A 21496-nucleotide genomic window follows, 5' to 3' on the forward strand; every position below is an offset into this window, starting at 1 on the left:
TGCTCGGCGGCAAATTCAAGCCCACCTATATTTCTGATTTTATGACGAATTGTGCGACTGCACGCCGCAATGGCGGATGTGCAAATCGATCCCATTCTGATAGCAGAAGCCATGGATAGCCAGCAGGATTCCCTGAAGCCCACCCTCGCGATCCGCGCCGCCGCGCTGTCGGTGCATATCTTCACTGCGTTCGGAGCGGCGGTCGCGCTGCTCGCGATGCTGGAAGCCGTGCGCGAGCACTGGGCGGCGATGTTCCAGTGGCTGGGCCTCGCCCTGATCATCGATGCGATCGACGGGCCCATCGCGCGCCGTCTCGACGTGAAGAACGTGCAGCCGAACTGGTCGGGCGACGTGCTCGATCTCGTGGTCGACTTCGTCACCTATGTCTTCGTGCCCGCTTACGCGATCGTGGCCAGCGGCTTGCTGCTGCCGGTCGCAGCTCCCTTGCTCGGCGTCGCCATCATCGTCACCAGCGCGTTGTATTTCGCTGATCAGCGCATGAAGGCCGACGACAATCATTTCCGCGGCTTCCCCGCGCTGTGGAATGCGGCCGCCTTCTACCTGTTCCTGCTGCATTGGCCGCCGCTGTGGTCCACGCTTCTGGTCGCAGCGCTCGTCGTACTGACCTTCGTGCCGTTCCACGTGCTGCATCCGGTCCGCGTCGTACGGCTGCGCTGGCTGACGATGTCGCTGATCGCGATCTGGGCCGTGCTCGGCCTCTACACGCTGGAAATGGATTTTCGCGTTGGTACCGGCGTGACCGTCGTGCTCTGCGCCATCGCGCTCTGGATCAGCTTCAGTGACGCCTTGATCCGTCTGGGAAGATCGTTTGGATGATGGACCTCCTCACCAGCCCCGAAGCCTGGGCCGCGCTGCTCACCTTGACGGCGCTCGAGATCGTGCTCGGCATCGACAACGTCATCTTCATCTCGGTGCTCGTCTCGCGCCTTCCCGAGAAGCAGGCGCACCGCGCCCGTCAGATCGGGCTCGCGCTGGCGCTGATCTTCCGCCTCATCCTGCTCAGTCTCCTGGTCTGGCTGATCGGCCTGACCGCGCCCGTGCTCTCGATGATGGGCTACGATTTTTCCTGGCGCGACCTCATCCTGATCGGCGGCGGCCTGTTCCTGATCGCCAAGGCGACGCATGAGATTCACGGCGAGGTCGAAGCCAATCACGACGGAAGCGAGAAGAAATCCGCAGCTGGCGCCTTCTTCTGGGTGATCGTCCAGATCATCGTCGTCGACCTCGTGTTTTCGCTGGATTCGATCATCACGGCGATCGGCATGGCGGAGGACATCAAGATCATGGTCGCGGCGGTCGTGATCGCCTGCGCGGTCATGTACGTTTCGGCCGGGCCGGTTTCGCGCTTCGTCGCGGAACATCCGACCACGAAGATGCTGGCACTGGCATTCCTGGTGCTGATCGGCGTCGCGCTGGTCGCGGACGGATTCCAGTTCCATATTCCGCGCGGCTACATCTACTTCGCGATTGCGTTCTCGGCGGCGGTGGAATTGTTCAACGTGCTGGCCAGGCGCAACCGCAAGAAGGCCAGCACGCCGTCTGCTTGATCGTTGCGGCCGGCGCCGAGTTGACAAGGCTGGTGCGATGGCCTTCGCTCAGTCGCGAGAAGAGGAGCCAAATGATGACCAAAGCGGTCCGTGTGCACAAGGTCGGAGGCCCGGAGGCCCTGGTCTATGAGAGCGTCGATGTGCCGGCGCCCGGCCCGGGCGAGGTGCGCATCCGCCAGCATGCGGTCGGGCTCAACTTCATCGACGTCTATTACCGCACCGGCCTCTACAAGGCGCCGGGGCTGCCCTTCATCGCAGGGAACGAGGCCTCGGGCGAGGTCGTCGCGGTCGGGCCCGGCGTCACGAATTTTCATCTCGGCGATCGAGTCGCCTATTACCACAATCTCGGCGCCTATACTGACGAGCGCAATATCCCCTGGGAGAAGCTGGTCAAGCTGCCCGACCACATCACCTACGAGCAGGGCGCCGTCTTGATGCTGAAAGGGCTGACGGTCTGGTATCTCCTGCACAAGACCTTCAAGGTCGAGCCGCATCATCGCGTGCTGATCCACGCCGCCGCCGGCGGCATCGGCCTGCTGGCCTGCCAATGGGCGAGGGCGCTCGGGGCGCACGTCATCGGCACGGTCGGCTCGCGCGAGAAGGCCGAGCTTGCCGAGGCCAATGGCTGCGATCACGTCATCCTCTACAACGAGGAGGATTTCGTCGCACGCGTGAAGCAGATCAGCCGCAACGAGGGCTGCGACGTCGTCTATGACGGCGTCGGCAAGGCGACCTTTCCGGGCTCGCTGTCCTGCCTGAAGCCGCGCGGCATGTTCGTCTCGTTCGGCAATGCCTCGGGCCCTGTGCCGCCGTTCTCGATCGCCGAGCTCAACAATCACGGCTCGCTGTTCGCGACGCGGCCGAAGCTCAACGACTATGTCGGTACGCGCAAGGAGCTCTTGGAAGGCGCCGACACGCTGTTCGCCGCCGTCATCAACGGCAAGCTCCACGTGCCGATCAACCACGCCTACGCGCTCAAGGATGCCGCGAAAGCGCATATCGATCTCGAAAGCCGCAAGACCACGGGCGCGTCGATCTTGAAGCCGTAGGTTTTCCGTCATTGCGAGCGAAGCGAAGCAATCCAGAATCTTTCCGTTGACGCAGTCTGGATTGCTTCGTCGCTGCGCTCCTCGCAATGACGCACGTATTATGCCACGCGCCGTGCCGCGCCAGCCTTGGTCAAGATGCCGTCGAGACAATCGATCATCTCGGCGATCTCGACCTTCGCGACGTTTAGTGCCGGCATGAAGCGCAGCGTGTCGAGCTGCGGCGCGTTGAGCAGCACTCCGGCCTCGAACGCCTGCGCGACGATGCCCGGCGCGATCGGCAGCTTGAGATCGAGCGCGAGCAAGAGCCCACGTCCGCGTACGCCGCCGAGCCCGTGCCGGGCCGAGACCTTCTGCAACTCGCTCTCGAGCAAGAGGCCGGATTCGGTGACCTGTTTCAGGAAGTCCGGCTTGCTGACTTCCTCGAGCACTGCGAGGCCCGCGGCGCACATGATCGGGTTGCCGTTGAACGTGCCGCCCTGGTCGCCGTGTTCGAAGCAGGAGGCGCGCTCGGTCGCCAGCAGCGCGGCGAGAGGCACGCCGCCGCCGATGCCCTTGCCGAGCGTCATGATATCGGGCGCGATGCCGGTGTGCTCATAGTGGAAGAGTTTTCCGGTCCGGCCCATGCCGGTCTGGATCTCGTCGAAGATGAGCAGCAGGCCGTGCGCCTCGGTGAGCGCGCGCAGCTCCTGCAGAAACTGATCGCTCGCCGGCCACACGCCGGATTCACCCTGGATCGGCTCGAGCATCACCGCGACGGTGTTGTCGTTGATCAGCTTCTCGACCGAAGCGATATCGTTCAGCTTGGCCTTCTTGAAGCCGGCGACCTTCGGCTCGAACAGCGGCTCGAACGCCTTCTTGCCCGAGGCCGACATCGTCGCCAGCGTCCGGCCATGGAAGCCGCCTTCGAAGCTGATGATCTCGAACGCGCCGCCCTTGTGCAGGCTGCCATATTTGCGCGCGAGCTTGATCGCGCCCTCGTTGGCCTCCGCGCCGGAATTGGCGAAGAACACTTGGTCGAAAGCACTGTTCTCGACCAATGCCTGCGCGAGCTTGAGGCTCGGCTCGTTGTAGAAGGCCGGGCTCGGCGTCAATAGCCGCTTGGCCTGCGCGGCAAGCGCATCTGCAATCGCAGGCGGCGAATGGCCGAGGCAATTCACGGCCCAGCCCTGCACGAAATCGAGATAGCGCTTGCGGCCGTCGTCCCAGAGGTAGGAGCCGGCGCCGCGGACGAACACGGCCTTGGGCCGTGCGGTGATGTCCATCAGCGCGTCATACGGATGCGTGGTCATGTCGAACTCCTCTGGAGGCGGGTGGAAAACGGGCGCAAAAAGCAGAAAGGCCGCACCTTGCGGGTGCGGCCTTCTCGAAAACTCGGCTGAATTCTAGTGGTTCAGCGGCGTCGTCGGACATGGCGCACCCTCTCGTCGTCGCGGGAGCGACGGCGGAGCATTTCGGTGCGCTGGTTGGTCCGGTTGATCATGGGGCGCGGCAATACATGTGAATGCCGGGCTTTGTCAAGCGGGCGTTTTGCCGAACACCCACCTGGCGTGCATCGGTCAGGTCAGGTGAGCGGCTTCCTCGGCGTCTTCGTCGCCCCAATCCGCGTCCGCAATCGCGGTGTCGATGAGCTCGCCGCGCATCAGCTTGAGCGGTGAATTCCAGTACAGCGCGATGTTGTGGAATGGGTCGGTCAGCACCTTGAACGCCCATACCAGGCCGGTCGTGAGGTCGCGCGTGACGAAGAGCTGGAGCATGCGCGCAAGTCCGCCGCCGATGCCGATCGCGAGCCAGAGCGTGCCAACGTGCCGGACGAAGTCGAGACGTCCGGCTGGCGGATCGAAAAGTCCGAACAGCGTCGGATGGAAATACAGCGCGATCGGCGCGCTGCCCCAGACGAGGAGCAGAACGATCTTGCGGGTCTGGTTGTAGCCGACCTTGACGGCTTCCTTGTACTCGTTGCTGACGCCGTTGACGGCGTCATAGCCGTTCGGCTCGAAGAAGAAATGCCCGGTCTGCCGCGTCAACATCGCAAGCCAGCCGACGATGCCGGCGAGCGCGGGGTCTATGAACAGCAGCGCGTAGCAGAACAGGAAGATCACGGCGCTGAAGAGGTGCAGCGTCTGGTTGACGGTGCTCTGGTGGTAGAAGCGGTAATCGTCGAAGCGCTGTGTGCGCAGCATGCCCGAGAGGCTCATCCTCGTTCCTCGCTCGCGTTGAAAGGCGCGGGCAGAGTTAGGCCGAGTCCGTGACCCCTGCGTGAATGCATTATAGTGTCACAATGCGTTCCGCAGGCGGTCTCGCGCGCCGCGCCGCGGCAGTCGAGACGACGCGAGCAAGGTCATGCGAATGCCCGGACATGCGTCGTCCGCTCCTGATACCGCCGGGTTCGCGCCATTTCATTGTCCGCCGGGCAGAAACCTTCGCGTCGCTGGCGCGTTTGTGATCAGGGCACGCGAATTGGTTCGAACCGGACGCACGGCGGCTCAGACCAAGAGGGCGGGACCAACAGACAGTTTGCAGCCTTGTCCGACACGCCTTACCCGATCGACCTCGACAGCATTCGCGGCGCATTTCCGCCCGGCATCGAAGCGCCGCGCCTGCTGGTCGACTTTGCCGACTGGCTCGAGGGGCGCCCCTGGGGCAGCGTCGGCTGTTTCTCCCTGCAAGGCCAGTTCTCCGATTCCGCGCCGATCTTCGACGGCAGTTCCCTGCGCGACAGGTTCTCGCTGTTCATGCGGCTGCCGGACGGCTCGGCCGTCGGCGGCTGGTATGGCGCGGGTCTCGATCGCGACAATCCGCCGATCGTGGGGCTGGGATCGGAGGGCGACTATGAGCTGCTGGCTCCGAGCCTCGACGGGCTGCTCGCCAAACTGACGTCGCAGCAATTCGACGACGCCTGGAGCGATCTGAAGCCGCGCGAGGAAGTCGAGTGCCAGACGGTCGAGCTCGCGCAATGGCTCGCCGGACGGCCGCACGGCGAAGCGGCGGCGCCCGACGAGGCGTCGCCGGAGCTACCCGACTTTCGCGGCTTCATGGAGAAGTGGAGCCGGGAACGCGAGGACTATTGGGCCAATCACCGGCTGATGGCCGAGCTTGGTTGGCGGCTGGCGGCGCATCTGCCGAAGGGCAAGAAGCCCTGGGACCAGACCCGCTTCGAGGTCGCGATCGTCGGCGCGCAATACCAGGCGCGCGTGCTCTCGCGCGGACCGCAGCCGTTCGAAGAGGCTGCTTCAATCGAGTCCTTGCTGCGCGATCTGCGCGACCAGATGCATCGCGCGCAGCCTGAGCTCGGGCTTTGGTACTCGATGCATTTCGGGCTCCATGCCGATGGCCGGATCATGCCGAATTTCGAGTACGATTTGCGGCCGACGATCGACGGCGAGCCGGCGAAGCTCTCCGAGGCAAAGGCCGATCTCGCGCGGGCGCCAAGGCCGGAGCGGTGGGTGCCGAAATGGCTGATGGGGGCCTGAAGCCTCGTTTCTGGGTCGCGCGTTCTCCGCCAAACATGCGACGCTGCCGTGTAGGCGGCGCGCCGAGATTTCCGCTGTTGCGCCATCGGTGCGCTGTAGCTCTTGCTTGACCTCGCGGCACCTTCGATCCCTCTTGACTTAGAGCGCGCTCGAAGGGGTATCTGTACGTGCGTCAGTACGAGAACGGGCACAATGAAGATCGGCGACCTTGCAAAACGAACCGGCTTGTCGACCCACACGCTGCGCTATTATGAGCGCATCGGGCTGCTTCCATACGCTGACCGGGATCGCTCCGGTCAACGTGATTTTGACGCATCAATCCTGACATGGATCGCATTCCTCGGTCGGCTCAAGACCACCGGAATGCCAATCCGGGACATGTTGCGTTACGCGGCGCTTCGTGACGAAGGCGACGCCACCGGGCCAGCCCGGCGGCAGATGCTGGAAATCCATCGAGAACAGGTTCGCACGCAGATTGCCGAACTCCAGGAATGCCTGCTCGTCCTTGATACCAAGATCGCCGGTTACGCCGGCGACGAACAGAGGACGAAGGAAAATGACGCACGCCCAAACACAAGCCGAAAGCCGCTTCGATCGCGGCCAGCGGGCCCTGTCACGCATTGACGGCAGTGCCGGCGAAAAAGTCATCGCTTCGCTCGCCGATATAGCTCCGGACTTCGCACGATACGTGATCGAGTTTCCCTTCGGCGACATTTACTGCCGCCCGGGCCTCGGCCTCCGCGATCGAGAGATCGCGACGATCGCTGCGCTGACGGCGCTCGGAAATGCCGCGCCTCAGCTCAAAGTGCATCTCGAGGCGGGTCTGAACGTCGGGCTTTCTCGCGACGAGATCGTGGAGATCATCATGCAGATGGCCGTCTATGCGGGCTTCCCGGCTGCGCTGAACGGGCTATTCGCAGCCAAGGAGGTGTTCGCCGCGCATGACGAACAGCGGGCGTCGGGAGAAGCAACATGACCAACTTGCCTCAAAGCCTCCTCTGCTCGGCAGCATTGGTCAGTGCATGCGATCTCTTCCGCGCACCCAAGCCGCAGCGCGCTGGGTACTGAAATGGCCGGCCTGACGCCGTGGCTCTCAGAACCCTGCGACGCTGCCGTGCAGATCGTATTGGTCTGCGCGCTCGATCTTCGCGGTGACGATCTCGCCGACGCGCAAGGGGCGGCGGCTCGTCAGATAGACCGCGCCGTCGATCTCCGGCGCATCGGCCTTGGAACGGCCCTTGGCGACGGTCGGACCGACCTCGTCGATGATGATCTGCTGGCGCGTGCCGACCTTCCGTTTGAGACGTCGGGCGGAGATCTTCTGCTGCCGCGCCATCAGCGCGTTGTAGCGCTCCTGCTTGACCTCTTCAGGGACGGGATTCTCGATCGCGTTCGACGTGGCGCCGGCGACCGGCTCGTATTTGAAGCAGCCGACGCGGTCGATCTCGGCTTCATCCAGCCAGTCGAGCAGATAGGCAAAGTCGGCATCGGTCTCGCCGGGGAAGCCGACGATGAAGGTCGAGCGCAGAGCGAGATCGGGACATTCCTCGCGCCAGCGTTTGATCCGGGCCAGCGTCTTGTCCTGCGCCGCCGGACGCTTCATCGCCTTCAGCACCTCGGGGCTCGCATGCTGGAACGGGATGTCGAGATAGGGCAGCACCGTGCCTTGCGTCATCAGCGCGATGACCTCGTCGACATGCGGGTAGGGGTAGACGTATTGCAGTCGGACCCAGGCGCCGAGTTCGCCAAGCTCGCGCGCGAGGTCGAGGAATTTGGCGCGGACCTGGCGGTCCTTCCACGGGCTCTCGGCGTATTTCAGATCGACGCCATAGGCCGAGGTGTCCTGCGAGATCACCAGCAGTTCCTTGACGCCGGCGCCGACCAGGCGCTCGGCCTCGCGCAGCACGTCGTTGGCGGGGCGCGAGACCAGGTCGCCGCGGAGTTTCGGAATGATGCAGAAGGTGCAGCGATTGTTGCAGCCTTCGGAGATCTTCAGGTACGCGTAGTGGCGCGGTGTCAGCTTGATACCCTGCGGCGGCACTAGGTCGAGATGCGGATTGTGCGCGGGCGGCAGCGCGCGGTGCACGGCATCGAGCACGCTCTCATATTGCTGCGGGCCGGTGATGGAGAGCACGCCGGGATAGGCCTGCTCGATCGCTTCCGGTTCCGCGCCCATGCAGCCGGTGACGATCACCTTGCCGTTCTCGGCCATGGCCTCGCCGATCGCCGAAAGCGACTCCTGCTTGGCGCTGTCGAGGAAGCCGCAGGTGTTGACGATGACGATGTCGGCCCCGTCGTGCTTCCGGGCGAGCTCATAGCCCTCCGCGCGCAGGCGCGTGATGATGCGCTCGGAATCCACCAATGCCTTGGGGCACCCGAGCGACACGAAGCTGACCTTGGGCGCAGCCGTCTGATCCATATCTGAACTGCCTGATTGACCGGCCTGAGCTAGTCCCAATTGCCCATAATTACAACCCTTTGCATCGTCCGCGGCCGTGCTATGGATGAATCACCCGCCGCGAGTGAGCTATGAGCGCCGAACAGTCGCCCAAAATCGTGATCGTCGACGAAAGCCCGATCCGGGCTGCGATCCTCGAGGAAGGGTTGCGGGACGCCGGATTCACGCAGGTCGTCCATATCAGCGAGATGCAGAGCCTGCTGGCCCGCATCTATGCGGTCGACCCCGACATCATCCTGATCGATCTGGAGAACCCCAGCCGCGACGTGCTGGAGGCGATGTTCCAGGTCAGCCGCGCCGTGAAGAGGCCAATCGCGATGTTCGTGGACCAGAGCGATTCAGCCTCGATCCAGGCCTCGGTCGAGGCGGGGGTCTCGGCCTATATCGTCGATGGGTTGAAGAAGGAGCGCATCAAGCCGATCCTCGACCTCTGCGTGTCCCGCTTCAATGCCTTCGCCAAGCTCCAGGAGGAGCTCGAGCGCACCAAGTCGCAGCTCGAGGATCGCAAGGTCATCGAGCGCGCCAAGGGCATCCTGATGAAGGTGAAGGGCCTCACCGAGGACGAGGCCTATGTGCTGCTGCGCTCCACCGCGATGCGCGAGAAGAAGAAAATCGGCGAGATCGCGCAGTCGATCATCACCGCGTCGGAGATGCTGAAATGACCGTTCCCCTCCGCATCGGGTTCATTCCGCTGGTCGATGCTGCGGCGCTGATCGTCGCCGTCGACAAGGGGTTCACCGCCGCCGAAGGCCTCGACGTCGAGCTGGTGCGCGAGGTGTCCTGGTCCAACGTCCGCGACAAGCTCAATATCGGCCTGTTCGATGCCGCGCATCTCCTCGCGCCCGTGGCGATCGCCTCTTCGCTCGGGCTCGGTCACGTCAAGGTGCCGATCGCCGCGCCGTTCAATCTCGGCATCAACGGCAATGCCATCACGGTGTCGCCGGCGCTCCATGCCGCACTGATGGAGGAGATCGACGGCGACCGCTTCGATCCCATGGTGACGGCCAAGGCGTTGGCGCGGCTGGTTGCGAAACGTCGCAAGGCCGGGGCCGAGCCGCTGACCTTCGGCATGACTTTCCCGTTCTCCACCCACAACTACCAATTGCGGTTCTGGATGGCCGCGGCGGGCGTCGATCCGGACGAGGACGTGCGCCTCGTGGTGCTGCCGCCGCCCTATATGGTCGACAGCCTCAAGAACGGCCACGTCGATGCGTTCTGCGTCGGCGCGCCCTGGAATTCGGTCGCGGTGGATCTCGGCATCGGTCACATCCTGCATTTCGTCTCCGACATCCTGGTCCGTGCGGCGGAGAAGGTGCTGGCCGTGCGTCAGGCCTGGGCCGAGACCAATCCGGACGTGGTCGCCAGCCTCGTGCGCGCGGCGGTGAAGGCCGCCGAGTTCATCGAGCATCCGGAAAATCGGACCGAAGCGGCGCGGATCCTGGCCCAGCCGGAGCGGATCGGCGTCGATGCCGAGGTCATCCAGCGCACCCTGACGGGGCGCCTGAAGATCTCGCCCGACGGCACCTTCCGCGAAAGCGGCCGTTACCTTCTCGTGGGACGCGAGGAGGCGGGGCGCCCCGACCCGATCCAGGCCGCCTGGCTCTATGCTCAGATGGTGCGTTGGGGGCAGACGGCGCTGACCCCGGACGGCGTCAAGACGGCGATGGCGGTGTTCAGGCCCGATCTTTACGACGCAGCCCTTGGCAACAGGGCGCCCCCTGAAGCTCCAGCAGCGTTCGGCGCCTTCGCCGGGCCGGTCTTCGATCCCGACAACATCAGGGGGCATCTCGAGGCCTTCGAGGTCGGGCGCTGGAAAGGCTGATTCGGATCTGCTCTGTTTTCGAGCACGTAAGTTCGCTGGCTAATGTTTGGGCTGACTGCTCGAATTTCGGGAGACTTCCCAGACGGGTATTTCCCGAGGGTGTCCTAATCCCCTGATATTACAATGCGATCTATTTCGACCAAGCTGGCACGCAACTTGAATGTTGCACTGCGGCCAGCTTGTCATTGGTGCCTGCTGAGCCAAGTCCCACAGCAACGAAGCTGAATGGACCGTCGGGTTGCAAAGCAGGCTCTTGAGCCGGCCGAGTTCCCCGCGGGTCGCACAATTTCCGTCGAAGCCACTCTGGTGGCCGCAGGAGCTTCGTTACCGACCATGAAAATCGAAACGCTCTCAGTCGACTTTACCGACGAGCAGAAACGCTATCTCGAAGGCTTCACGACCGGCTTGCAGATCAGCCGGGTCGGCCGCGGTCTCGGCGCCGGCGCTGCCGGCAAGGCGAATGCCGAGCCTGTTGGTCCCGATGCCGTGCATATCAAGGCGCAGGACAAGGTGATTGCGTCGGGCAAGAAGCTCGCCGATCAGGAGAAGTTCAAGCGCGACGAGCATCCCTTCGATGCCTATCCGCGGCTGCGCCAGCAGGCGCTCGACAACGCGCCGCCGAGCCCGGCGGACAATTTCCGCTGGCGCTATTACGGGATCTTCTACGTCGCGCCGACGCAGGACTCCTACATGTGCCGCCTGCGCATTCCCAACGGCATCATGAAGCACTGGCAGCTGTCGGGCCTTGCCGATCTCGCCGACGAACTCTGCGGCCCCTACAGCCACGTCACCACCCGCGCCAATCTCCAGCTCCGCGAGATCCCACCGAAGCACGCGGTGAAGCTGATCGAGGGCATCCAGGACCTCGGCCTGTGCTCGCGCGGCTCCGGCGCCGACAACATCCGCAACGTGACGGGAACGCCGACGGCCGGCATCGATCCGCAGGAAATCATCGACACGCGGCCCTATGCCCGCGAGTGGCACTATCACATTCTCAACGACCGCTCGCTCTACGGCCTGCCGCGCAAGTTCAACGTCGCCTTCGACGGTGCCGGCAGGATCGCGGTGCTTGAGGAGACAAACGACATTGCTTTCACCGCGTACGAGGTGAAGGACGGGTTCGGCGTTGAGCCCGGCGTCTGGTTCCGCCTCGGCCTCGGCGGCATCACCGGCCACAAGGACTTTGCGAAATATTCCGGCATCGTCGTCAAGCCGGAGCAGGCGACGGCCGTTGCCGACGCGATCGTGCGCGTGTTCATCGACCATGGCGACCGCACCAACCGCAACAAGGCGCGCCTGAAATACGTGCTCGACGCCATGGGCCATGACGGCTTCCTGAGGCTCGTCGAGGAGCGGCTGAAGACGCCGTTCACGCGCGTGCCGGAAGAGGCGTTCGCGCCGCGGCCGGCGGCGGACCGCATGGCGCATATCGGCGTGCACAAGCAGAAGCAGGAGGGTCTCAACTGGATCGGCGTGTCGCTGACACTCGGCAAGCTCACCTCCGATCAGATGCGGGGCCTCGCCAAGGTCGCGCGCGATCTCGGCGACGGCGATATCCGCCTCACGGTCTGGCAGAACCTCTTGATCCCGGGCGTGCGCGACGAAAATGTCGAGCTGGCGGTCGCGGCGATCAAGCAGATCGGGCTTGCGGTGGAGGCCTCGCACATCCGCGCGGGGCTGATCGCCTGCACTGGCAATGCCGGTTGCCGCTTTGCCGCGGCGAACACCAAGCGCCACGCAGCCGAGATAGGTGATTGGTGCGAGCCGCGCGTCCCGATGGACAAGCCGGTCAACATCCATGTCACCGGCTGTCACCATTCCTGCGCCCAGCACTACATCAGCGACATCGGATTGATCGGCGCGCGCGTGCCTGTCAACGACGAGGACACGGTCGAGGGTTATCACCTCTTCACCGGCGGCGGCTTCGGCCCCGATGCCGATGTCGGGCAGGAGGTCTATCACGACCTCAAGGCCGAGGACGCGCCGAAGACGGTCGAAGGACTGCTCAAGGCCTACATCGCCCATCGTTCGTCTCCCGATGAAACGTTCCTGTCTTTTGCGCGCCGCCATGACGGCGAAACGCTGCGCAAGCTTGCCGATGCACAGGTGTCCGCATGAACCAGATCACCCCTCCACCCAAGCTCGACATCATCCCACCCAGCGCGCCGTTCTCCGACGCGCAGCGATCCTGGCTCAACGGCTTCTTCGCCGGCCTGCTGTCGCCCGACGTCGCCGCGCCGCTTTCGGCGGAGCAGGGTGCCGCGGTCATGCAGGGCGCGGCCGGTGATGGCGACGACGGCGAGGCGCCATGGCACGACCAGACCATGCCGATCGCCGAGCGGATGAAGCTCGCCGAGGGACGCCCCCTGCGCCGCAAGATGATGGCGGCGATGGCGCAGCAGGATTGCGGTCAGTGCGGCTACAACTGTCACGATTACTCGGAGGCGATCGCGAGCCGCAGCGAGGCACGGCTCAACCTCTGCGTTCCCGGCGGAAAGGAAACCGCGCGGATGCTGAAGTCGCTGTACGAGGAGCTCGACAAGGCTCCAGCGGCCAAAGCGGCGGACAAGCCGGAGACGGCGGCGCCGGCCGTGACCGTGACGATCGCAGAACCGGGCCGCTCGCGCGACAACCCCGTCAGCGCGACATTCCTGTCCCGCCGCCTCCTCAACAAGGGGAAGTCGGAGAAGGAGACCTATCACGTCGAATTCGATCTCTCCGAGAGCAAGCTCGACTACGTCGTCGGCGACAGTTTTGGCGTGTTCCCGCGCAATGATGTCGGCCTCGTCGACCAGATCATCGCGCTGCTCGGCGCCTCCCACACCACCAAGGTCAATGGCAAGACGCTGCGCGAGGTGTTGATCGACGACGTGTCGTTGTCGCCGGCGCCGGACACGCTGTTCGAGCTGATCTCGTTCATCACGGGCGGTGCGGCGCGCGAGAAGGCGCGGGCGCTTGCGCAGGGCGAGGATCCCGATGGCGATGCCGCCACCCTCGACGTCATGGCCGGGCTGCAGAAGTTTTCCGGCACGCGGCCGCATCCCGAGGCCTTCGTCGAGGCGCTGGAGCCGCTGCAGCCGCGACTCTATTCGATCTCGTCTTCGCACAATGCGACGCCCGGAAAGCTGTCGCTGACGGTCGATTCCGTGCGCTACGTCATCGGCAAGCGCAAGCGCCTCGGTGTCGCTTCGACCTTTCTCGGCGATCGCATCAAAGATGGCGAGAAGCTCAAGGTCTATGTGCAGAAGGCACACGGCTTCGGCCTGCCGCGGGACCCGAAGACCCCAATCATCATGGTCGGTCCCGGCACCGGCATCGCGCCGTTCCGTGCCTTCCTGCTCGACCGCAAGGCCACCGGAGCCCCCGGCAAGAACTGGCTGTTCTTCGGCCATCAGCGCAGCGATTGCGACTTCTTCTACCAGGACGAGCTCAACGCGATGAAGACGGCGGGCGTGCTCACGCGCCTGTCGCTGGCTTGGTCGCGCGACGGCGAGAAGAAGTTCTACGTGCAGGACCGCATGCGCGAGGTCGGCCGCGAGGTGTGGACCTGGCTTGCCGAAGGCGCGCATTTCTACATCTGCGGCGATGCCAAGCGCATGGCCAAGGACGTCGAGCGCGCGCTGGTCGACATCGTCGCCCAGTTCGGCGCACGCTCGACCGACGAGGCCGTCAGCTTCGTCGCCGAGCTGAAGAAGACCGGACGCTTCCAGGCCGACGTTTACTAGGGCCGCGTAGCCATAATTCGTCATGCAGCTTCCGGCATCGCTTCGTCCGCTTCACGCCCGCAGCGGACGAGGGACGCCATAGCCAACGTCCTGATGTGGTCATCGGTTCAACGTAAGCTGGCGTCGCCGGGACCTATGTCATCGCTTTCCGTATTCCGTGAACAAATAATCCCGTGACTGCACCACGGTGTGACAAGCGTAGCCGCATTTTGCATCGTTTGATTGCGGAGGCTTGTCTGCTTCGGTGCCGGGAGTGAAGTTGCCGCTTGCAACGTCGTACTTGAAGACTGCCCATCCCCAGCCGCCGCTGTCTGCGAACCTCTTGGAGTCCTTCACCATGAAATCGACGTCATGCAAGGAGCCCGGCACGATCGTGTCCTGAAAGTGCTGGTTCATCTTCGGGGTCCAATGGACCTTCGCCATTTTGGCTCCATCGGGGAAGGGCTGTCCATTTTCGGGGATTCCAGCCTTGTATGCCGCGATCATCTCTGGATTAGCCAAGATTACGGCGACCAGCTTCAGGCCTGGGCTTTGGCTGGTAGCAACCACTTCCCAGCTTTCGTATCCTCTGAATTCAGCGAATGCGAGACCACCAGGCACCTTCAAGGCGTACTTATCCTGTTGAGCAAAGACAGAGCCGGCGGCTACTGCCAGGCTTGTTGCGGCAAGGATCATTGCGGAGAGTCTTGACCTCATGTCTGCCTCGCGCCAATGAGCTGTGAACGTGGAAAGTCACTTCCCCCAAATCGATTGGGAGATCATCTATCGAGATCAGCAACTCCGAAGTGAGGGAGCTGGTCGCAACAAATATTGGCAAGTTCGGCTGGTAAGACGCGAAGTCGCTTGGCTCATGGCCTGGCGAACTTGGCGGTGGCGAGTAGCGCTTCCGGGTAGTCTGTCAACCGTCGAACACTACCACTGTACCAAAGAGACTCGCCCGGTCAAGAGATATGCTTCGATCCGTCATAGGCGTAGCTCGTTTCGGAAATTAAGAACACGTCAATCCAAGCGAGCTGGAAATCTGCGATATCTTCGAGACTCGCGTTCAAATTCAAAATTGACTTGCGCAAGCAGCGTCCTTTGGTCGACACCCGATCCGCCATGACTACCCGACCGGAGTCGGTCGGCAGACCTTCCCTAGCAGGTGATCGGTGACGCAATGGCCAATCCGGCCGAACTCGACAAGCTGAAGCTCCGCATTCAGGCGTTGCGCGCCAAGACGATCGCCAATGGCTGCACCGAGGACGAGGCGCTGTCGGCCGCGGCCAAGGTCGCCGAGCTGCTCGATCGCCATGATCTGTCGCTCTCCGACGTCGAGCTGCGCGCCTCGCCGTGCGAACGGCGGGTCTTCGAGACCCATCGCAAAAAGCGCATTCCCTTGGAGGACTGCATCGGCGCGATCGCTCATTTCTGCGATTGCAGGGTCTGGCGCGAGAAGAACGCGGCCGGCGAGAGCAGCTACGTGTTCTTCGGTCTCGGCGCCGATGTCGAGGTCGCGCATTATCTGGCCGAATTGATCGACGGCGCCGTGCGCGCCGAACTCGGCCGCTTCAAGACCTCGGCCGACTACGCCACGTTCCGTCACCAGGAGCGCCATCTGGCCAATGCCTCCTTCGCGCTCGGCATGGTGGCGTCGATCGCGGACAGGCTGGTGGCGATCAAGGCCGGTCGCGATCAGGTCAACGCAAGCACCGGCCGCGGCCTGGTCGTGCTCAAGACCTCGGTGGTCGATGCGGAATTCGACAAGCTCGACCTGAAGATCCGGACCCAGCGCAGCACCAGCCGGATGGTGTCGATGACGGCCTTTGAAGCCGGCGGTGCCGCCGGCACCTCGCTCGCCATCAATCCCGGGCTTGGCGGGGCGCGCAAGGGAAGCTGAACGCAGCGAGGACGGCGCGGCCTGGGCCGTCCAGAGCACTGTGATGTCCTTCCAGTCTAATGCACTGCGACATCGACCAAGAATATGCCTTTGCGTGGCGGCGGCGGGGCGTGGCGCGGTCTGCCACAATTACTTTGCATGGGGTTGTTTTTCGACCCTTCTGATCGGGAGCACCTGAGGCGGGTTCCGGTTCGCTCGAATGCCGCCGAATAGCATTCTCGGCGAGGGCAGGTCGGGAGAATTTGCGCCTTCTGGACGGCGGCCTCGGAGCAGACATATCGTTTTTTCTGCCGGCATCTTGCCGGCCACCCCGGTTGATCCTTCATAATCCGCACATGGGCTATTGGAGATCGACCATGCGCGAACTCTCGGCGGAAGCCCGCCTGCACGCAACCGCGCAGTCGCTGTCGCGGAAGACAGCGGCCAGCGCCCATCACATCGCGCTCTACAGCGCCTTCGCCGTCATCGCCGCGATCGTGTTCGGCACGCTGTCGGTGCACCCGTTCTGATCACGCCCCACGCTTGAACGGCGCGACCTCGATCCCCGCATCCTTCAGCGCCTGACGAACCCCGCGCGCGATGTCTACCGCGCCGGGCGTGTCACCGTGGATGCAGACCGTATCCGTGCGCATCTTGATGACCTTGCCGGTCACCGACACCACCGCGCCGTCCTGCACCATCCGCACGACGCGATCCGCGATCGCTTTCGCATCGTGCAACACCGCGCCGGGCTTCTTGCGCGAGACGAGGTTGCCGTCGTCCTCATAGGCGCGGTCAGCGAAGACCTCGTGCACCATCGGCAGGTTGGCGTCCTCGCCGGCCTTCACCAGCTTCGAATTGGCGAGCACGACGAAGATCAGGCTGGGATCGACCGCCTTGATGCCGGCCGCGATCGCCTTCGCGGTCATGTCGTCCTCGCAGGCGACGTTGGAGAGCGCGCCATGCGCCTTCACATGCGTGACCTTGTGGCCGGCCGCGGTCGCGATCGCCTGCAGCGCGCCGATCTGATAGGCGACGAGGTTCTCGATCTCCGAGGCCTTGAGCCCGGCGATCGGATGCCGGCCGAAGCCGTGCAGGTCACGGTAGCCGGGATGCGCGCCGACAGAGACGCCGCGCGCCTTCGCCAGCTCCACCGTCCGGCGCATGATGTCGGGGTCGCCGGCATGAAAGCCGCAGGCGACGTTGACCGAGCTCGCCAGCTCGATCATTGCGGCGTCGTTGCCCATCTCCCACGCGCCGAAACCTTCGCCGAGATCGCAATTGAGATCGACTGTCTTCATGGGTGCTCTCCGCCTCTGGTCGTTGTAGCTTACGGCTCGGCCGGGACCTGCCAAGTCCCGGCGTCCACGGCGCTCACCGCAAAGCCCGCAACATTGGCATCGCTGAGCGCCGCGATGTTGAGTGCGACGGTGTCGGCAGAACGCAGGCGATCGGGCAGGGTCCGGATCAATTGCGCATACTTGCGCGCCTCTTCCTGCGCCTCGGCCATGCTGACGGCCTTGAAGCGGAACGCGGTTCCCGCCGAGGTCTGGGCGAGGCGGCCGACATCGGCCGTGATGACGGTTGCGATCTTCGGATAGCCACCGGAGGTGCCCCGATCCATCATCAGCGCGATCGGCGCACCGTTGCCGGGCACCTGGATGCTGCCGTTCACCGTGCCGTCGGAGACGATGTTGTGGCCGTGCAGATGCTTGATGGCGGGACCTTCGAGCCGGTAGCCCATGCGGTCGGAGGTTGCCGAGATCTTCCACTCGCTGTTGAGGAACAGCGACTTGTTGGCCTCGTCGAACTCGTCATCCTGCGGACCCAGCAGGACCCGGATCGGACCCGTCGCAGGCTTCGGCAATTCGATGCGGAGCTCCGCCGCACCGCTCGCCGCATCAACGCTGAACTCGTCGCCGGCCTGGAGGGGGCGCGGGTAGGGGCTGCCGAGGCCGGCGCGGGCATTCACCGCGAGGCTGCCGAAGACCAGCTCGCCCTTGATGGCGCCCTCGATCGCGAGATAGGTGAAGGCGCCGCCGCGGGCAAAACCGAGCGTCAACGTCTCGCCGTCCTTCAGCGTCACCGATGTGTCCATCGCGACCGGGTTTCCGGCGATGTCCGCATTGCGCGGCGCGCCAGATATCGCGACGCGGACGGCGCCGTCGCGAGCGGTGAAGGAGGCGCCGAACGGGCCGATCTCCACGGCGGCCGCGAACGGCTCGTTGCCGACGAGCGTGTTCGCCGCCGCGAGCGACAGGCGATCCATCGCCCCGCTGACGGTCAGGCCGTAGCGCTGCGCGCCGAAGCGGCCGCCATCTTGGACCGAGCTTGCTGGGCCGATGCTGGCGACGACGAGCCGGCTCATGCGTCCACCTGCTCGGCGACGATCTCGCCGGCTTCCGCTGCGCGATCCAGCTCCGCGAACGTCTTGTGGTCGATGGCGAAAAACGTCACGCGATCGCCGGGCTCGGTGAGGAAGGTCGGATTGCGGTGGAGCTGATAGGTGCGCACCGGCGTGCGGCCGAGCAGGTGCCAGCCGCTCGGCGCGGCGAGGCACTGGATCCCCGCCTGGACACCGCCGATCGAGATCGTGCCGGCCGGCGTCAGCAGCCGCGGATTCTGCCGCCGCGACATGTGCAGCGATTTGTCGAGGCCGCTGAGATAGGACCAGCCCGGCGTGAAGCCGATCATGGCGACCTTGTAATCGCCGCCGGCATGCCGGGCGATGATGTCGTCAGGCGTGGTGTTGAGCGCCTTCGCGACATCCTCGAGGTCGATGCCGTGCTCGCCGCCATAGGCGACCGGAATGCGCCAGCGGCGCGCCTTGGTGACCGGCGGCAGCGGCCGGGTGGCGATGGGGAGGATCTTTTCGCCGAGCGCGTCGAAACCGATCTTTTCGGGGTCGTAGTGGACCAGCAACGAGCGATAGGTCGGCACCGTCTCGGTGATGCCCTCGATGGGGCTCGCGGCGAGCGCCTTGTCGAGCGCGAGCACGCGCTGGTTGGCGTCCTCGTCGATGGTGCGGCTGAACTCGACCGTGACGGCGCTGTCGCCACTGGGCAGAAGGCGGGGCGGGGGAAGCGTCGCGGCCATTGAGCTGTCGAAGAGCTGTCGAAATCGGAGTTTGGGAAGCGCGCGGGCTCGACCTTGAGTTCCGCGTTACCCTGCTTCGCGTAAATGCGTCCGCAAGTCCAATAAATTAATGCAAGGGCATCCGATAAAGCCTTGTTATCGCGTCGCATAACAGCTCAGCGGCCCTGCGTTATTGGGCCCCTCTTGGCCCTTGACGCAAGGGCTGCGGCTCGCAAGATGCGCCCGTTCTTTCCCGCCTTTCCGGAGCTCGTTCTCGTCCATGTCGCCCGAAGCCCGCAAGACCCTCGCCGGCATCACCACCGCCACGATCACCACGGTCCTGCTGAAAAAGGGGCTGCGCAATGTGTGGATGCGCGGCGCCCGTCCGCTGCGCCCCGGGCTGCCGCGGCTGGTTGGGCCGGCATTCACGCTGCGTTTCGTGCCCGCGCGCGAGGATCTGGCGACGCCGGAATCCTGGTCGTCGCCGATCTCGACCCGCACCGCGATCGAGGCGATGCCGGAAGGATGCATCGCCGTGGTCGACGCCATGGGCATCACCGATGCCGGCATCTTCGGCGACATCCTGTGCGCGCGCATGGTCAAGCGCGGCGTCACCGCGCTGGTCACCGATGGCGTCGTGCGTGACGTCGAGGGTGTGCTCGGCACCAACCTTCCGGTGTGGTGCGACGGCTATGCCGCGCCGCCTTCCGTTGCGGGGCTCACCTTCGTCGGCTGGGGCGAGCCGATCGGCTGCGGCGGCGTTGCCGTTTTCCCGAACGACATCGTCGTCGCCGACCAGGACGGTTGCGTGCTGATCCCGCAGGCGATGCTCGATCACGTCCTCGCCGAGGGCGTCGAGCAGGAGCGGATGGAGGCCTGGATCGTCAACGAGGTGAACAACGGCGCGGTGCTGCCGGGCCTCTACCCCATGAATGCCGAAACCAAGGCGCGCTACGCCGCGAGCAAGAAGTAACCGGGAAGAAGAGAGGTCATTTCGATGGAGATCACTGTTGCAGGCACGCGGCCGACCCGCCACGCGCCCAAGGAACACTTCACCGGCACTGTCTTGCAGGACCCCGTGATCATGGCGCCCGCGCCGGCACGGCTGAACTGCTCGCGCGTGTCGTTCGAGCCGGGTGCGCGCACCAACTGGCATCACCATCCGCTGGGGCAGACGCTTTACGTCATTTCCGGCGTCGGCCGCATCCAGGCCAAGGGCGGGCCGATCCGCGAGATCCGTCCCGGCGACACCGTCTGGATTCCGCCGGGTGAGCTGCACTGGCATGGGGCATCGCCGACCAACGCCATGTGCCACATCGCCATGCAGGAAGCGCTCGACGGCGTCTACTCGACCTGGCTCGAGCCGGTCACCGACGCGGAGTACGGCGCCGCAGTCGGCTGAACACTCTCGTGCCCCGGACAAGATGCACGGCCGAGCCGGGACGCAGAGCGTTCCAAATTAGCGGTCAAGATTGCCGGGTCCCCGCCAGCGCAGCAACGCTGGCGCGTTGCCGCGCGTCAGGGACACGGAAGCTCACATTCGCTCCGCCGTCCACGTTCCCGCGCACATGGCGCCGCGCCACGTGCCGGAGCCGGACGTGCCGTTCAGCCGGCCGAAGCCGACGGCGCGCCTGATGCCGGTGCTCAGGGTGACGTTGATGCTGCCGGCACCGGCAACGCGGCCCGATGCCGTCACTGCGGCGCTGCTCGATGCGATCTGGCCGTTGTTGATTCCGATCGAGACGGTCGCACCATTGCCGCAGGCCTCGCTCGAGGAGGCGATGCGCACATTCCATGTGCCGTCGAAGGTGCTCGTTGCGGCGCCTGCTTGCGTGAGCGGGAAGGCGATGGCGACAATGGTGGCGAAAAGACCCTTGCGAAATCCAGTCATGACACGCCCCTGCGATTGATCATGCGGGGAGCGTCGCACGGGCGCGGAACCGGCGATGTGAGGGCTGTCACGGGCGCTAGACGCTCTGTGAGGTTGCGCACCTCATGAGGGCGAAAGCAAAGGGGCCCCGATCAGGGGCCCCTTCGTCTTGCCGGGAGTGCGCCCCCGAATCTAGTTCACCCGCGTCCAGGTCTGGCCGCCGCAGAACATGCCGCCGAAGGCACAGCCTTGCACGCGCAGCCGGTCGGTGCCCTTCATGGCGATCGTGGAGTCGTAGGTCGATCCGCTGTTGGGGTCGACGATGCGGCCGGACCACTTCTGGTCCTTGCCGGGCTTCATGTTGATCAGGACCTGCTCGCCGTTCTGGTTCGACTTGCTGTCGACCGAATAGCCGCAGAGGTTGCTGCCGCATTGCTCGATGCGGACCTTGCCTTCCTTCTCCTCGGTCAGCCAGACGCCGAGCGGCGAATTGAGATCGCGCGTCTGCGCAGTTGCCGGCGCGGGCGGCGCAACGGCCGCGGCTTGAACCGGGGCGGGTGCAGGGGGCGGAGCGGGCGGCGGAGGCGCTGCAGCCCTGGCC

Annotated in this window: 23 protein-coding genes; 14 read left to right on the plus strand and 9 right to left on the minus strand. The window is 64.6% G+C overall.

Annotated features, from left to right (window positions below):
• Positions 1 to 69: 69 nt before the first annotated feature.
• The 3 genes from pcsA to AX729_RS33065 all read left to right on the plus strand — a co-directional run bounded on the left by pcsA (position 70) and on the right by AX729_RS33065 (position 2617).
• Positions 70 to 837, plus strand: a complete 768-nt coding sequence (gene pcsA, locus AX729_RS33055) for a phosphatidylcholine synthase (protein ID WP_061028279.1) — start codon at positions 70 to 72, stop codon at positions 835 to 837.
• Positions 834 to 1568 carry a TerC family protein gene (locus AX729_RS33060; RefSeq protein ID WP_061028280.1) on the plus strand — a complete coding sequence of 245 codons (735 nt, stop codon included), beginning with the start codon at positions 834 to 836 and terminating at the stop codon, positions 1566 to 1568. Before pcsA ends, AX729_RS33060 begins: the two co-directional genes overlap by 4 nt.
• Before the next feature lie 74 nt (positions 1569 to 1642).
• Positions 1643 to 2617, plus strand: coding sequence for a quinone oxidoreductase family protein (locus AX729_RS33065; RefSeq protein ID WP_061028329.1), 975 nt, complete (start codon positions 1643 to 1645; stop codon positions 2615 to 2617).
• A 98-nt stretch (positions 2618 to 2715) separates the two neighbouring features.
• Here the strand turns inward: AX729_RS33065 and AX729_RS33070 are convergent, their stop codons facing one another.
• Both AX729_RS33070 and AX729_RS33075 read right to left on the minus strand, forming a co-directional pair.
• Positions 2716 to 3906, minus strand: coding sequence for an acetylornithine transaminase (locus AX729_RS33070; RefSeq protein WP_061028281.1), 1191 nt, complete (start codon positions 3904 to 3906; stop codon positions 2716 to 2718).
• Between the two features lie 267 nt (positions 3907 to 4173).
• Positions 4174 to 4812, minus strand: coding sequence for a hypothetical protein (locus AX729_RS33075; RefSeq protein ID WP_061028282.1), 639 nt, complete (start codon positions 4810 to 4812; stop codon positions 4174 to 4176).
• Between the two features lie 327 nt (positions 4813 to 5139).
• On the opposite strand from AX729_RS33075, the gene AX729_RS33080 reads away from it, so the two are divergent.
• From AX729_RS33080 to AX729_RS33090, 3 genes are all read left to right on the plus strand, one after another.
• Positions 5140 to 6087, plus strand: a complete 948-nt coding sequence (locus AX729_RS33080) for a hypothetical protein (RefSeq protein WP_061028283.1) — start codon at positions 5140 to 5142, stop codon at positions 6085 to 6087.
• Between the two features lie 192 nt (positions 6088 to 6279).
• Complete coding sequence (locus AX729_RS33085; RefSeq protein WP_061028284.1) at positions 6280 to 6711, plus strand: MerR family transcriptional regulator; 432 nt, start codon at positions 6280 to 6282, stop codon at positions 6709 to 6711.
• Positions 6644 to 7063, plus strand: coding sequence for a carboxymuconolactone decarboxylase family protein (locus AX729_RS33090; RefSeq protein ID WP_061028286.1), 420 nt, complete (start codon positions 6644 to 6646; stop codon positions 7061 to 7063). The genes AX729_RS33085 and AX729_RS33090 overlap by 68 nt, the downstream gene beginning before the upstream one ends.
• A gap of 117 nt (positions 7064 to 7180) precedes the next feature.
• Here the strand turns inward: AX729_RS33090 and rimO are convergent, their stop codons facing one another.
• On the minus strand, positions 7181 to 8506 hold the full coding sequence (gene rimO / locus AX729_RS33095) for a 30S ribosomal protein S12 methylthiotransferase RimO (RefSeq protein ID WP_061028287.1): 1326 nt from the start codon (positions 8504 to 8506) through the stop codon (positions 7181 to 7183).
• A 110-nt stretch (positions 8507 to 8616) separates the two neighbouring features.
• Here rimO and AX729_RS33100 point away from each other — a divergent pair, with 110 nt between their 5' ends.
• From AX729_RS33100 to AX729_RS33115, 4 genes are all read left to right on the plus strand, one after another.
• Positions 8617 to 9207, plus strand: a complete 591-nt coding sequence (locus tag AX729_RS33100; protein ID WP_028179749.1) for an ANTAR domain-containing response regulator — start codon at positions 8617 to 8619, stop codon at positions 9205 to 9207.
• Positions 9204 to 10367: a CmpA/NrtA family ABC transporter substrate-binding protein gene (locus AX729_RS33105; protein ID WP_061028289.1), complete on the plus strand. Its 1164-nt coding sequence runs from the start codon at positions 9204 to 9206 to the stop codon at positions 10365 to 10367. Before AX729_RS33100 ends, AX729_RS33105 begins: the two co-directional genes overlap by 4 nt.
• Positions 10368 to 10700: 333 nt before the next feature.
• Positions 10701 to 12485, plus strand: coding sequence for a NirA family protein (locus AX729_RS33110; RefSeq protein ID WP_061028291.1), 1785 nt, complete (start codon positions 10701 to 10703; stop codon positions 12483 to 12485).
• The gene (locus tag AX729_RS33115) at positions 12482 to 14092 is read left to right on the plus strand and encodes a sulfite reductase subunit alpha (RefSeq protein ID WP_061028293.1); all 1611 of its coding nucleotides are present in this window, start codon (positions 12482 to 12484) and stop codon (positions 14090 to 14092) included. The genes AX729_RS33110 and AX729_RS33115 overlap by 4 nt, the downstream gene beginning before the upstream one ends.
• Positions 14093 to 14230: 138 nt before the next feature.
• Here AX729_RS33115 and AX729_RS33120 read toward each other — a convergent pair whose 3' ends face one another.
• Complete coding sequence (locus tag AX729_RS33120) at positions 14231 to 14767, minus strand: cytochrome P460 family protein (RefSeq protein WP_245325483.1); 537 nt, start codon at positions 14765 to 14767, stop codon at positions 14231 to 14233.
• Positions 14768 to 15251: 484 nt separating this feature from the next.
• Here AX729_RS33120 and AX729_RS33125 point away from each other — a divergent pair, with 484 nt between their 5' ends.
• Positions 15252 to 15971 carry a DUF7168 domain-containing protein gene (locus AX729_RS33125; protein WP_061028296.1) on the plus strand — a complete coding sequence of 240 codons (720 nt, stop codon included), beginning with the start codon at positions 15252 to 15254 and terminating at the stop codon, positions 15969 to 15971.
• Positions 15972 to 16327: 356 nt separating this feature from the next.
• Complete coding sequence (locus AX729_RS40185) at positions 16328 to 16480, plus strand: hypothetical protein (RefSeq protein ID WP_061028331.1); 153 nt, start codon at positions 16328 to 16330, stop codon at positions 16478 to 16480.
• Here AX729_RS40185 and AX729_RS33135 read toward each other — a convergent pair whose 3' ends face one another.
• The 3 genes from AX729_RS33135 to pxpB are packed head-to-tail and all read right to left on the minus strand — an operon-like array spanning position 16481 to position 19046.
• Positions 16481 to 17251: a LamB/YcsF family protein gene (locus AX729_RS33135; protein ID WP_061028298.1), complete on the minus strand. Its 771-nt coding sequence runs from the start codon at positions 17249 to 17251 to the stop codon at positions 16481 to 16483.
• Between the two features lie 29 nt (positions 17252 to 17280).
• A complete protein-coding gene (locus AX729_RS33140; RefSeq protein WP_061028300.1) occupies positions 17281 to 18318 on the minus strand; it encodes a 5-oxoprolinase subunit C family protein in 1038 nt (345 codons plus the stop codon).
• Positions 18315 to 19046, minus strand: coding sequence for a 5-oxoprolinase subunit PxpB (pxpB, locus tag AX729_RS33145; protein WP_061028302.1), 732 nt, complete (start codon positions 19044 to 19046; stop codon positions 18315 to 18317). The genes AX729_RS33140 and pxpB overlap by 4 nt, the downstream gene beginning before the upstream one ends.
• A 259-nt stretch (positions 19047 to 19305) precedes the next feature.
• Here pxpB and AX729_RS33150 point away from each other — a divergent pair, with 259 nt between their 5' ends.
• Both AX729_RS33150 and AX729_RS33155 read left to right on the plus strand, forming a co-directional pair.
• Complete coding sequence (locus tag AX729_RS33150; protein ID WP_061028304.1) at positions 19306 to 19998, plus strand: ribonuclease activity regulator RraA; 693 nt, start codon at positions 19306 to 19308, stop codon at positions 19996 to 19998.
• 24 nt (positions 19999 to 20022) lie between these two features.
• Complete coding sequence (locus tag AX729_RS33155; protein ID WP_061028305.1) at positions 20023 to 20427, plus strand: (R)-mandelonitrile lyase; 405 nt, start codon at positions 20023 to 20025, stop codon at positions 20425 to 20427.
• Between the two features lie 132 nt (positions 20428 to 20559).
• Here AX729_RS33155 and AX729_RS33160 read toward each other — a convergent pair whose 3' ends face one another.
• Positions 20560 to 20916 carry a hypothetical protein gene (locus tag AX729_RS33160; RefSeq protein ID WP_061028307.1) on the minus strand — a complete coding sequence of 119 codons (357 nt, stop codon included), beginning with the start codon at positions 20914 to 20916 and terminating at the stop codon, positions 20560 to 20562.
• A gap of 171 nt (positions 20917 to 21087) precedes the next feature.
• A partial coding sequence (locus AX729_RS33165) for a DUF2147 domain-containing protein (RefSeq protein ID WP_156457330.1) occupies positions 21088 to 21496 on the minus strand: 409 nt, incomplete at its 5' end.

The sequence above is a fragment of the Bradyrhizobium sp. CCH5-F6 genome (assembly GCF_001556045.1).
GTDB lineage: Bacteria > Pseudomonadota > Alphaproteobacteria > Rhizobiales > Xanthobacteraceae > Bradyrhizobium.